This window comes from Ruegeria sp. CH5 (genome assembly GCF_056537025.1).
Map to the genome: position 1 here is coordinate 304926 of NZ_JBQFQT010000004.1, position 12890 is coordinate 317815.

The 12890-nt window shown below is 62.5% G+C and carries 12 protein-coding genes; 3 read left to right on the forward strand and 9 right to left on the reverse strand.

All coding sequences use genetic code 11. The annotated features are described in order from the left end of the window. Positions 1-29: 29 nt before the first annotated feature. From ACR0JC_RS14420 to ACR0JC_RS14430, 3 genes are all read right to left on the reverse strand, one after another. Complete coding sequence (locus ACR0JC_RS14420) at positions 30-530, reverse strand: putative pterin-binding protein (RefSeq protein WP_254430774.1); 501 nt, start codon at positions 528-530, stop codon at positions 30-32. 100 nt (positions 531-630) lie between these two features. Then, positions 631-1518, reverse strand: a complete 888-nt coding sequence (locus ACR0JC_RS14425; RefSeq protein ID WP_170341590.1) for a UTP--glucose-1-phosphate uridylyltransferase — start codon at positions 1516-1518, stop codon at positions 631-633. Between the two features lie 21 nt (positions 1519-1539). Beyond that, positions 1540-2913 (reverse strand): sugar transferase, encoded by a 1374-nt coding sequence (locus ACR0JC_RS14430; protein ID WP_170341593.1) that lies wholly within the window; start codon positions 2911-2913, stop codon positions 1540-1542. Positions 2914-3166: 253 nt separating this feature from the next. Between ACR0JC_RS14430 and ACR0JC_RS14435 the strand changes: the two genes are divergently transcribed. The 3 genes from ACR0JC_RS14435 to ACR0JC_RS14445 all read left to right on the forward strand — a co-directional run bounded on the left by ACR0JC_RS14435 (position 3167) and on the right by ACR0JC_RS14445 (position 6658). Next, the gene (locus tag ACR0JC_RS14435; protein WP_170341595.1) at positions 3167-3781 is read left to right on the forward strand and encodes a response regulator transcription factor; all 615 of its coding nucleotides are present in this window, start codon (positions 3167-3169) and stop codon (positions 3779-3781) included. 115 nt (positions 3782-3896) lie between these two features. Then, positions 3897-5378, forward strand: a complete 1482-nt coding sequence (locus tag ACR0JC_RS14440) for a GumC family protein (protein ID WP_170341598.1) — start codon at positions 3897-3899, stop codon at positions 5376-5378. Then, positions 5375-6658, forward strand: coding sequence for an O-antigen ligase domain-containing protein (locus ACR0JC_RS14445; RefSeq protein WP_170341602.1), 1284 nt, complete (start codon positions 5375-5377; stop codon positions 6656-6658). Before ACR0JC_RS14440 ends, ACR0JC_RS14445 begins: the two co-directional genes overlap by 4 nt. Here ACR0JC_RS14445 and phoB read toward each other — a convergent pair. The 6 genes from phoB to ACR0JC_RS14475 all read right to left on the reverse strand — a co-directional run bounded on the left by phoB (position 6643) and on the right by ACR0JC_RS14475 (position 12664). Further along, positions 6643-7326, reverse strand: a complete 684-nt coding sequence (gene phoB, locus ACR0JC_RS14450; RefSeq protein WP_170341606.1) for a phosphate regulon transcriptional regulator PhoB — start codon at positions 7324-7326, stop codon at positions 6643-6645. The genes ACR0JC_RS14445 and phoB overlap by 16 nt on opposite strands. Next, entirely contained in the window at positions 7326-8054 is a 729-nt protein-coding gene (gene phoU, locus ACR0JC_RS14455; RefSeq protein ID WP_244952437.1) for a phosphate signaling complex protein PhoU, read from the reverse strand. The genes phoB and phoU overlap by 1 nt, the downstream gene beginning before the upstream one ends. Then, on the reverse strand, positions 8051-8848 hold the full coding sequence (pstB, locus tag ACR0JC_RS14460) for a phosphate ABC transporter ATP-binding protein PstB (RefSeq protein ID WP_170341609.1): 798 nt from the start codon (positions 8846-8848) through the stop codon (positions 8051-8053). The genes phoU and pstB overlap by 4 nt, the downstream gene beginning before the upstream one ends. A 19-nt stretch (positions 8849-8867) precedes the next feature. After that, complete coding sequence (gene pstA / locus ACR0JC_RS14465; RefSeq protein WP_170341613.1) at positions 8868-10172, reverse strand: phosphate ABC transporter permease PstA; 1305 nt, start codon at positions 10170-10172, stop codon at positions 8868-8870. An 11-nt stretch (positions 10173-10183) separates the two neighbouring features. Then, positions 10184-11560, reverse strand: coding sequence for a phosphate ABC transporter permease subunit PstC (pstC, locus tag ACR0JC_RS14470; protein WP_480763979.1), 1377 nt, complete (start codon positions 11558-11560; stop codon positions 10184-10186). 66 nt (positions 11561-11626) lie between these two features. Continuing rightward, positions 11627-12664, reverse strand: coding sequence for a substrate-binding domain-containing protein (locus ACR0JC_RS14475; RefSeq protein WP_093963304.1), 1038 nt, complete (start codon positions 12662-12664; stop codon positions 11627-11629). Between the last annotated feature and the right edge of the window lie 226 nt (positions 12665-12890).

The window sequence follows — 12890 nt, forward strand, 5'->3', positions numbered from 1 at the left end:
CTCATTACTGCACTCATTCCGGTTGCAAGCTATTTAACGACCTCAAGACGATCGAGTTGCCAGATGCTGCGCGAATAGGTCACCTCGGTCTGGTATTTCGGGTCGCTGTCATAGGGGTAGACGATCCATAGCGGGCCCTTCTGCCGGCGCGACATCTCGGCGCCGTCCATCTCGTAGGCCACGATCGGGTCGCTTTCGGTGACCGAGTCCATGGGGATTTCGACCGCATAGTCGTTGATCGCCGTGGCGCGGATCATGCTTCCATCGGCACCGACTGCCGCCAGCACCACCGACAACGGCACACCGACAAAGGTGTTTTCACCTTCGGTCCAGATCGTCGAGGTCGCAAATGTCCGCGCGAGCAAGGCTTTCAACATGTCCATGTCGAACCGCGCTCCATCCTCGGCTCCGGACTGGGTCAGGTTGCCGGTGATCGTCAGAACCACCTCTCCGGTGGGTTCGGCCAGATCCTGGGCCTGTGCCTGGCCCAAAGTCAGAACCATTGCTAGGGCTGCAAGTAAAATCCGCATGTCATTCTCCTAGTGTCCAACTGCACAAGATCAGAAAGCGTGACCGGGCAACAGACGGGCATCGGGATAAGCACCTATCCGAACGGATAGGTGCCCACCGTTACGCGGCCGGGCGCAGGTGGCCCATGCGCTGTACCATGATCCGCTCAAACCCTTCGCGCAGCTCTGACCGCTGCAAGGCAAAGACCGCGGTGGCCTCAAGATATCCGGCGACCGAGCCGCAGTCGAACCGTTCACCCGCGAAGGCGTAGCCCGAGCAGCCAGCGGTTTCGATATCGGCAGCGATGGCGTCGGTCAGCTGGATTTCATTTCCCGCACCCGGTGCCTGGCCGGCCAGACGATCAAAGATCGACGGCTGCAGGATATACCGCCCGACGATGCCGTAGTTCGACGGCGCCTGTTCGGGGCTGGGCTTTTCGACCAGGCCGCGCAGTTTTTGCACACGCCCGGCCTGCAGGGCGATATCGACCACCCCGTAGGACTCGATCCTGTCGGACGGCACGGATTGGGTCGCAACCATGTGGCCGCTTTGGTCACAATAGCTTTGGACCATCTGTGACAGGGCCGGGCGTCGGGCGCTGATGACGTCATCGGGCAGGATCACCGCAAACGGCTCGTTGCCCACACACTCGCGCGCCAGCGATACAGCATGGCCCAATCCACGGGGCGCGTCCTGCCGGACAAAGCAGTATTTGCCATCCTCCAGATCGGCGCAGCGCAGGTTGTTCAACAACTCGGTCTTGCCACCATCCTTCAACTTGCGTTCAAGCACCGTATTCCGCCCGAAATAGGCCTCGAGCGCGGTTTTCTCGGGTGACGTGATGAAGATGAACTCTTCGATACCGGCCGCGCGCGCCTCGTCGACGGCATATTGGATCAGAGGGCGGTCGATCAGGGGCAGCATCTCCTTGGCCACGGTCTTGGTCGCGGGCAGAAACCTTGTGCCCAGTCCGGCGACGGGAAAGACGGCTTTGCGAATCTTGGTCATATCAATTCTCCTTGGGTTTTCTCAGTAGGCGCCGCGACCGGACACGACGGCCCGCACGGTCATGGCAATCAGCATCAGATCCAGAAGGGCCGAGCGGGACCGCACATAGGCCGTGTCCAGGTCGATCATCCGGTCAAAGTCGATGGCAGCCCGGCCCGACACCTGCCAGAGGCCGGTGATCCCGGGGCGGACGGCCAGGCGTTCAAGCGCGCGGGGCGGGTATTTGGCGACCTCCTCGGGCAGGGCAGGCCGCGGTCCGACGATCGACATGTCGCCCTTCAACACGTTGAGGATCTGCGGCAGCTCATCCAGCGAAAAGCGGCGCAGAACCTTGCCCACCCGTGTGACACGCGGATCGTGACGGGCCTTGAAGCACACGCCTGCGCGGTCGGACTGCGCCAGGAGGCTTGCCCTTTGCGCTTCGGCGTCTGTGGTCATCGAGCGGAACTTGTAGACGGTGAAAGGCACCCCGTTCCTGCCCACCCGCGTCTGCCGGAACAGGGCCGGGCCGCGGCTGTCCAGCCGGACAAGGGCGGCAATGGCCAGCATCGGCAGGGCCAGAACCGTCATGGCCGCCAGCGCAACGGTCAGGTCAAGAATACGGCTGGGCTTCAGCCCGCCAAGAACCTGGGCGACGCACCGTCCCAGAAATTCGAAATTTCCGATCAGATAGCGGCGGGCCATGCGGCGTGGCTCCATCGCCAACCGCCACGCCCATTCCATCCGAACCCGCCGTACGATCCCGGGCGCCCGCCGGACGTTGCCCGCCAGAAAGTCGAACAACGCGCCGACACCCAGCACCAGGTTCGGGTTCAGCCGTGCGCGGTGCCGCGCAATCCACAGTTCTTGCAACGGAACGCCCATGGCCACCAGCAGGATGTCTGCGCCGGACTGGTTGATCTCGTCCAAGGCTTCGTCCGTCCGTTCGATGCCCCCAAACCCGTCGCGGCAACCGGCAATCCCCAGGCCGGGCGCCATGTCTTGCAGGCGCGCTGCCGCGGCCTGTGCGGTGCCGGGCATTCCGCCCAGCAGATAGACCGTCTGGCCCAGCTTGGCCGCGCGCCGGACCAGGCGCGGGACAAAGTCGGTTCCGTTCAAGTTCTCGGCCAGGTGTTCGCCCTGCATCGCGGCGGCAAGCTCGACCCCGATCCCGTCGGGCAGGACGAGGTCGGCTTGCGTCAGGGCTGCTCGATATTGGTCATTCTTTGCCCGGACATTTGCGCAATGGGCGTTCAGGAAAAAGACGGTCCGGCGGTGACCATCCAAAAGCGTGGTGATGACCGGCCCGGATTCTGCATTCACCACCGGTTGCCCGAGGATTTCGGTGATCGGCAGCGCGGTGCCGGGCGTGGTGTGTGCGCCGTCGAAAAGGGCGTGAGCGGCTTGAAAGTGCATGGAACTCTCCGAACATGAACTGAACTGTTGCTCTGAACCTGCCCGCTGTGCCGGGACCGCAACAGACGAGCATCGGGAGAGCACGCGGAGAAATCGGCTGACTGACACGGCCCGGATGCGGCACCGCGTGGAAATCGGGCCAGTTGCTCCTATCCGATCGGGTATCGGCCTGTCCGTTCGGTAGGCTTCACCGCCAATCATCAATGGTTTATTAACCTTTTCAGGTCTGGGTGGAGGCACATGGAGTTCATTGATGAAAGTTCTTATCGCCGACGATCACGAACTGGTTCTGGACACGCTCGTCGCCTTCATCGAGGCCGCGGGCGGGATCGAACCCACCACCGCGCCGGATTTTGCGACGGCAAAAGCCAAGATCGAATCCGAAGGTCCATTTGATCTGGTTCTGCTGGATCTGAACATGCCCGGCATGAACGGGCTGAGCGGGTTGGAAACCTGCATTGGCATGGATCGCGCGCGGCATGTGGCGCTGTTCACCGGCGATGCCTCGCGCGATCTGGCTGAACGTGCGCTCGAGCTGGGGGCAGCCGGGTTCGTGCCCAAGACCCTGCCGGCCAAGTCTCTGGTAAACGCCATCCGTTTCATGGCAATGGGTGAGCAATATCTGCCCGTCGGTTTCATGAGCGCCGAGCAACCGAACGACACCCACCCGATGGCCAAGAAACTGACCGAGCGCGAGCGCCAGGTCCTCAAAGGTCTGACCGAGGGCAAGTCGAACAAGGAGATCGCCCGCGATCTGGACCTGTCCGAGCCCACGATCAAGCTGCATGTGAAAACGCTGTACCGCAAAGTGGGTGTCAGCAACCGTACTCAGGCCGCGATGGCCGCGCGCGAGGCCGGCCTGTTCTGACCCGCGCCCATCCTTTCGGATAGGGGGCCTGTCCCAACCCGCCCCGGCCTAACCCCTTGCGCAGCGGACAGCCCAAGCCGCATCCGTATATCAATCCTGTAAGAGAGGATTTGATATGCCGAACCAGATTTCCGACAACCAACAAACGCTTGCGCCAAACCGCCCTTGGGACTGGGCGCGCATCAGCCGCACGGACATCCGGTCGCTGGGATGGCGCCGCGTTCTCAAGGGCGGGCGGCTGACCGATGCGGGACGGCTGCCGCGATACGTTGCGTTGTTTCTTCTGGGATCCAGCTGCATCTGGGCCCCGATCAGCGGGTATCTGGCAACCGCGCCGGTCAAATACGCATCCCACGCCTCGTTGATCCTGCCGGGGTCGGGCGCGTCGGCCTCGGTCAATCTGGCCAATATCGGGCAGGCCTCGTCCTACGCCAATTCGGCCTTTGCCAACGGGTCGATCAGCCCCACCGAAACCTACAAGCGGCTGTTATCGGCCGATCGCATTCTGGATGCGGCCGCACGCGCCGTCGGGGCTGAGCGCGATGCGTTCGGCAAGCCGCGCATCCGCCTGGTGGACCAGACCAGCTTGATCCATATCGAAATGGAGGCCGCCAGCCCGGGGGACGCGCAACGCCACGGCGATGCCCTTGTCGCTGCGTTCTTTGCCGAGATTGACGCCTTGCGCGCGGACGAGATCGCCACGCGCGAGGCCAGCAACAGCGGCGCAATCGACGCCTATCAGCGCTCGGTTCGTGAAACCCGCGCTGCGATCGAGCAGTTGCAGCGGCAGAGTGGGCTGCTCTCGGCCGCCCAATACCGTGAGCAGGTGGCCGCGAATGACCGCGCGCGCCAAACGCTGCGGGCCGAGGAAAGCACGCTGGCCCGGCAGGCCGAGCGGGTCGCGGCGCTTGAGGTCGCGCTTGATCTGCCGCCGGATGCCGCCGCGGTCACGCTGAAGCTGTACGCCGACGCGCAATACATGTCATTGCTCAAGGATGTTTCGGCCGGCGCGGCCAAGCTGGCGCAGGCCGATGCCAATTACGGGCCGCGCCATCCGGTCTATCGCGCAGCGCGGGACGAATATGAAGGCGCACGGAAGGTTGCCGTCCAACGCGCGGCCGAGGTGACTGGCCTGTCGGTCGAGCAGCTCTCGGGTCTGGACCGCGCCCCCGAGGGAGAGCGTGCGCAGTTGCTGAGCGAGCTTGTCCGCGAAAACGCCCTGCGCGCGGGGCAGGAAAAGCACGTAAAAACCCTCGCCGCACAGGTCGCGGCCGAAACTGCGCGCCTGTCCGCGCTGGCGTCGATGGCGGCTGAACTTGAAGACCGCCAAAGGGATTTTGCCGTGGCCGAAGCCGTCTTTGCCTCGGCCATCGCCCGGTCGGAATCGAAAAAGACCGATGTCTACGCCTCGTACCCGCTGATCCAGGTGCTGGAAAATCCGTCGCTGCCGGAACGGCCGTCTTCACCCAACAAGAAGCTGTCGATCGCGGCAGGGATTGCCGCCACGTTGATGCTTCTGATCGGGCTGACGCTGGCATGGGTCCGCAACCCGCTGATCTCGCGGCTGTTGAAAGACACAGGCGAGAACAAGGCATGAGCCAGGCCGCGCCGCAGAACCCGGCCGAGCGGCTTGTCTGGCACGCGCTGGTCTGGACATGGCCGTTCTATGCCATCGGCGCGCTCTATGTCGTTGGGCCAGTGCTGTGCTGGATGCTGGCTGGGTTGGCGGCGCTGGCCTTGTATCTGGGGCCGGCGATCCGTCCGGATCTGCGGGCCACGGGGCCGGTTCCGGCGCTGGCGGGGCTGTGGATGGCCGGCATGTTGTTGATGCTGTTTGCATTGTGGGCCGGCCATCTGGATTGGGGGCTGGGGCTGGGCAAGACCATCAAGTCCTCGATCGGCTGGGCCAAGGGCTGGGCGCTTATTCCATTGTTCATTCTGGCCGGGGCCGTGCTGCCGATCCGGCGCGAGGTTCTGGTGCGGGGCCAGTGCAAGCTGGGACTGTGGACCTTGTGCCTTGCGCCCCCGCTGTTGGCTGCGCCTTATCTGGGCCTGCCCAGCCAGATCTTCACCTCACCGCTCAAGGCGGTCGGTGGGCCGGGCCCCGAGTATTTCTCGGTCTATCTCTACACAATCGACCCGGCCAGTTGGACGCCCCGGTGGCAGTTCTTCGCGCCGTGGTCACCATTTGCCGCCTTGCTGGGGGTATGCATGGTCCTGTTCGCGCTCGAAGAACGGCACCGGGGATGGATGGCCGTCGGTCTGAGCGCGGGTATTCTCATGATCCTGGCGTCGAAATCCCGCATGGGGCTGGTCGGGCTGGTGGCCTGCACGCTGGGGCCGCGCCTTTTGCCGCTGGTGGCGCGCAGCATCGGATGGTTTCTGGTGTCGGCCGTGGCGACGGCGTCCGCGGCGTGGGGGGCCGCCGTGATCGATCTGGGCAACCAGGCGCTGCAGAATTTCAAATCGGCCCGCGCCGACAGCACCCGCGTGCGCGAAACCCTTCAACGCATCGCCTATGAGCGCTGGCAATCCGACGCGGTGCTATTTGGTCACGGAACGGTTCAGCCCGGTGCGCATTTGGTCGAGTACATGCCCATCGGAAGCCACCACACTTGGTACGGGCTTCTGTTCGTCAAGGGCATCACCGGCTTCGTGGCTTTTATTGTCCCCTTCGCCGTGCATTTCGGCGTGGTGATCACCGACGCGGTCCGCTCGGCGCGCGGACGCTTGCCGCTGGGCCTGCTGATGACCCTGCTGCTGCTGACCTTCGGCGAAAATATCGAGATCGAGGCCTATCTGCTCTGGCCTGCGCTGCTGATGCTGGGGTGCCACCTGCGCGAAATGACAGGGACCGGTGCTCAGCCGAGCGCGTAACCGGCCCCGCGCACGGTGCGGATCGGGTCATCCCCCCCACGCACCGTCAAAGCTTTACGCAAACGCCCGATATGCACGTCGACGGTCCGGGTATCCACATAGATGTCGCGCCCCCAGACCCGGTCGAGCAATTGTTCGCGACTCCAGACCCGGCCTGGCTTTTCCATGAAGGTCGACAGCAGCCGAAACTCGGTCGGACCCAGCTTGATGTCCTCGTCCGCGCGGGTCACGCGGTGCGTTTCGGCATCCAGGACGATGTCATCGTATTCCAACCGCTCGCCCACGGCTGCGGGGCGGGTCCGGCGGAACTGGGATTTGACTCGGGCCATCAGCTCGATCACCGAATAGGGCTTGGTGACATAGTCGTCGGCACCTGTCTCCAGCCCGCGCACCTTGTCGACCTCTTCGGATTTTGCCGAGAGCATGATCACCGGAATGGCACGGGTCGCGGCCGTCATCTTCAGTTGGCGGCAAATTTCGATCCCGGAAACGCCGGGCAGCATCCAGTCCAGCAGGATCAGATCGGGCGGCACTTCCTTGATCTGCAACAGCGCCTCGTCACCGGTTTCGGCCTGGCGCACGTCAAAGCCTTCGGCCTCGAGGTTGTAGCAGATGATCTCGCGCTGCGCGGGCTCGTCTTCGACGACAAGGATCGATGGCGTTGGCATCACAGGACCTCGGTGGTTTCCGTTGGTGTCTTGTCGAGGCGCGGGCGGTCATCATCAGGCAACTGCCCACTGACAAGGTAGATGGTCTGCTCCGCGATCCCGGTAGCATGATCGCCGATCCGCTCGAGGTTTTTGGCCACGAAATGCAGATGCATGCCCGGGGTGATATTGCCCGGGTTCTCCATCATATGGGTCAGCAGAGCGCGAAACACGTTATTGTACATCGCATCCACATCAGCGTCACGTTCACGGATGGCCTGGGCCTTGTCCGCGTCCCGCTGGATGAAGCAATCCAGGGCATCCGCAATCATGCTCTGCACCAGCTGGGCCTGACGCGCTATGGCCGATTTGACTTCGTCCAAACTCGCCGAGTCCGCCAGGGTCACGGCACGCTTGGCGATGTTTTTTGCATGGTCCCCACTGCGCTCGAGCTGGTTGGCGATGGTGAAGGTCGCCAGGACCACGCGCAGGTCGATGGCCGTAGGCGCGCGCCGCGCGATGATGTTGGCGCTGTCGTTCTTGACCATCTCTTCCAACTCGTCGATGGCGCGATCGGCCTTGACGGTGCGCGCGGCGAGTTCGACATCCTTGTCGCACAGTGCCCGGATCGCGTCCGACAGGCAGCTCTCGACCAACCCACCCATGCGCATCAGATGCGCCTGAACAGACTCGAGTTCCTGATCAAAAGATCGGACGATGTGCTTGTCCTTCATGGCGTCCTGGGTCATCCGATTCTCCCGGTGATGTAGGATTCCGTGCGCGGGTCTTCGGGATTGGTGAAGATGTGCCCCGTGTCCCCGTATTCCACCAAGCTGCCGAGGTGGAAGAACGCCGTTTTCTGGCTGACCCGAGCCGCCTGCTGCATCGAGTGCGTGACGATTACCACCGAGAAGTTCAGCTTCAACTCGTCAATCAGTTCCTCGACCTGGGCGGTCGCGATCGGATCCAAAGCCGAGCACGGTTCGTCCATCAACAGGACCTCGGGTTCAGTGGCAACCGCGCGCGCGATGCAAAGGCGCTGCTGCTGACCGCCGGACAAGCCGGTGCCGGGCTCGTGCAGGCGATCCTTCACCTCATCCCAGATGGCGCCACGGCGCAGGGATTTCTCAACGATCTCATCCAGATCGGCTTTTGTTCTGGCCAGTCCGTGGATCCGGGGACCATAGGCTACGTTGTCGTAGATCGACTTGGGGAACGGGTTCGGCTTTTGGAACACCATACCCACCTTGGCACGCAGCTGCACCGGGTCGATCCGTTTGTCGTAGATGTCTTCGTTGTCGATCCGGATGTCGCCTTCGACCCGGCAGACGTCAATCGTGTCGTTCATCCGGTTCAGGCAGCGCAGGAACGTGGACTTGCCGCATCCGGACGGGCCGATGAAAGCGGTTACCGTTTTGTCGAGAATGTCGACCGATACGTCCTTGATTGCCTGGTTGTCGCCATAAAAGACCTGGACGCCCTTCGCCTGAATTTTGATGGCGTCGACGGCGGCACTCGGCTCGATCTTGCTCATGTCGTTCATCATGATGACCCCTTTGCGCTTACCAGCTGCGCTCGAATTTGTTGCGAAGATAGATCGCGATTGCATTCATCGTGACCAGGAACCCCAGCAGCACCAGGATCGCGGCCGAGGTCCGGCTGACGAAGCCGCGCTCGGGGCTGTCAGCCCAGATGAAGATCTGCGTGGGTAGGGCGGTGGCACTGTCGAACGGGCCAGCCGGGGCCGAGGTGATGAACGCGTTCATCCCGATCAGCAGCAACGGAGCAGTTTCCCCCAAGGCCTGCGCCAGCCCGATGATCGTACCGGTCAGGATGCCGGGCATCGCCAGCGGTAGCACATGACCGAACACCACCTGGTGCTTGGACGCACCGATGCCCAGGGCCGCCTCGCGGATCGACGGCGGCACGGCCTTCAGCGCCGCGCGGGTGGCGATGATGATCGTCGGCATGGTCATCAGCGCCAGCGTCATGCCACCCACGAACGGGGCCGAGCGCGGCAGCCCGAACCAGCCGATGAACACCGCCAGCGCCAACAGGCCGAAAACGACCGACGGCACCGCGGCCAGGTTGTTGATGTTGACCTCGATGAAGTCACTGACCTTGTTCTTGGGCGCGAATTCCTCAAGGTAGATCGCCGCGCCGATGCCCAGCGGGAAGGAAATCACGAAACACACGAACAGCGCCCAGAACGACCCGATCAGCGCGCCCTTTAGGCCCGCCAATTCGGGGAACCGGCTGTCGGCATTGGTGACCAGGCCAGTGTTCAGCGGCTTGCTGATCACGCCTTCGGCCTTGAGCTGATCGAACCACGCGATCTCGGCATCGTTCAAGCGGCGGTTCTGCTCGGGCGTGTCGCGGTCGATGGTGCCCTTGTTCAGCTGGTCATATGGGTCAGATACCGGCACGGTCATCGTGATGGTCTGCCCGATCAGCGCTGGGTCGGCCACCACCCGGTCGCGCAGATCAAACTGCGCTCCGTTGGACAGAATGCCCGACAGGGCCTTTCGGGTAGCCCGATCGCTGGTGTCCACCTCGGGCAGCAACTCGGACAGCGAGGCTTGCAACACGTCCTTGAAACCGCCCCGCGGCAGTTTTTCGGGCTCGATCTCCTCGGGGTCGACATAGACCTCGAGCGTGATCTTGGTCTGGGTGAACGCCTGGTATCCGGATGACACCAGCGAGGCCACCAAGATGAACAGCATCAGAAATGCAAACCCGATGGCGCCCAGGCCAAGGCCCTGTAGTATCTTCTGTTTACGATTGCGGCGGGCCAGGCTGGCGCGCACGGCGTCGGCGGTGTCTCCGCCTTTGGGCGAATTGTTTTGTCCTGCGGTCAGGTCAGCCATGATTCTTGGCCTCAGTCATAGGCTTCGCGGTACTTGCGCACGATGCGCAGCGCGAAGACGTTGATGATCAGGGTGACGACGAACAGCATCATGCCCAAGGCAAAGGCTGCCAGCGTCTTGGGGTTGTCGAACGAGGTGTCGCCGATCAGAAGCGTGACGATCTGCACGGTCACCGTGGTCACGCTGTCCAGCGGGTTGATGGTCAGCGAGGCGATCAGACCGGCCGCCATCACCACGATCATGGTTTCCCCGATCGCGCGGCTGACGGCCAACAGGATGCCACCGACGATGCCGGGAATGGCAGCGGGGAACAGCACGTTCAGAACCGTCTCGGCCCGTGTCGCCCCCAAAGCCAGCGCTCCGTCGCGCAGAGATTTCGGAACGGCTGACAGGGCGTCGTCGGTAAAGGACGAGATGAACGGGATCAACATGATGCCCATCACGCTGCCTGCGGCCAGCGCCGTGTTGGGTGACACGGGAATGCCCAGCGAAGCGCCGAAACTGCGCATGGCCGGGGCCACGACCAGGATCGCGAAGAAGCCATAGACCACGGTCGGCACGCCGGCCAGGATCTCCAGCACTGGCTTGGCCACCGCCCGCAAGCGGTGGGGCGCGAATTCATTCAGGTAGATGGCCGACAACAGTCCCACCGGAACCGCCAGGAACAACGCGACAACGGTAATGACGATCGTGCCGAGGATGACCGGAAGCCAGCCGAAAGCACCTTCGGCGGCAATCTGGTCCTCGCGCAGAGGAATCTGCGGTTCCCAGTTCAGGCCGAAGAAGAACTCGGTGATCGGCACCATCTCGAAAAAGCGGATGGATTCGAACAGCAGCGCGGCAATGATGCCGACGGTCGTAAAGATGGCGACGGTCGAACAGAAGATCATCAGGCCGGAAACGATGCGTTCCACACTGTGGCGGGCGCGGAATTCGACACCGACACGCGACCGGGCAAATGCCACGATGGCCAGTGACAGAATGACAACGATAGACAGCAGCACCCATCCCGACATCTGATGCAGCTCAAGATACCGCTGGGCCGCGTCCATCTTCCACTGTTCAGGCTCGCCGAAGATCTGCCCGCGCGAGATCGACTTGATCTCGGCCAACACCAGTTGACGCCCTCCAGTGTCCAATCCGTCAAGGCTGCCCGCAGGCAGGCCCGACATGACCACATGGTCGATCATCGGGCCCTGCAAGATCAGCCACAGTACGATCAGCACAAAGACCGGAACCAGCGTGGACAGAAAAGAAAACAGCCCGTGATAGCCGGGCAGGGAGTGCAGGGACGTCCCATCTGCGCGCAGACCGGCCGCGGCCCGTCTGTTCAGCAAATATCCAAGGATACTGACGCCCAACAGCGCCGCAAACACGAAAGTAGTCATCTGCCCCCCAGGCACAAAAATGGGCTGCCCGGTTTCGCGGCCGGACAGCCCTGTGAATTGCAAATCTTACGACTTGGGTTCCATGTTCTGGCCGTCCAGAATTGCGTCCTGCAGCTCTTCACGGCGCTCGTCGGACAGACCAACCAGACCACGTTCGGCCAGGTAGCCGTCGGATGCCAAAGCATCATCCGACATGTATTCTTCCAGGAACTCGTCCAGGTTCGGGATCACGCCGCGATGCGCATTCTTTACATAGAAGTACAGCGGGCGGGACACCGGATAGGATTTGTCGGCGATGGTGTCGGCATTCGGCTCGACGCCTTCGATCGTGACCGGCTTCAGCTTGTCCAGGTTCTCGTACAGGAACGAGTAGCCGAAGATGCCCACGGCGTTCGGATCCGCCTCAAGGCGCTGAACGATCAGGTTGTCATTCTCGCCCGCTTCGACGAAGGGCCCGTCGGTACGCATGCGCGAGCAGTTTTCCTTGACCCATTTCTTGTCGAAATCACCGCTCTTGACGAAGTCCAGCTCTTTGCAGCCTTCATGCATGGCCAGCTCGACGAACGCGTCGCGGGTGCCCGAGGTCGGCGGCGGTCCATAAGCCAGGATTTCCACGGCCGGCAGGTCGGGGTTGATTTCGTTCCAGGTCTTGTACGGGTTGTCCTTCCACTCGCCATCAACCGGCACCTGGGCGCCGAGAGCCATGTAGATGTCGGCCAGCGACAGGTCCCAATCCTGTTCATTGCTGCGCGAGATGGCGATCGACAGGCCGTCGAAACCGATCAGAGCTTCAGAGATGTCGGTCACGCCGTTCTTTTGGCACAGCTCGTATTCCGAGGCCTTCATGGCACGCGATGCGCCGGTGATGTCGGCAGTGTTTTCGCCGATGCCTTCGCAGAAGATTTTCATGCCGCCGCCGGTACCGGTCGATTCGACGATGGGCGAAGCAGCGCCCGTGTTGTTGGCGAACTGCTCGGCCACGGCTTGGGTGTACGGGAATACGGTCGACGATCCGACGATACGGATGGCGTCGCGCGCCGAGGCAGCGGACGCGGCGATCGCGGTGATTGCCAGAACCGAAGCGGTCAGTTTGATGGTGGTCATGGTCACTCCTGAGAATCAGCTTTGGCCGCCCCCTGCGGCCTTGTTGAGTGCAGTAGTCCGGGCGTGCGAAGCTTATGTAACGCTTTCGTAACAGTTTTATGACAACCCACCCGGGGCGGTTCAAAAACTCGTCTGATCCAGATGCGCGGCTTTCGGCAGCCGTTTGTGCACGACCTCAAAACACCAGTTGCGACAAGGTTTTGCGTCAAACGAACAAGTGAATGGA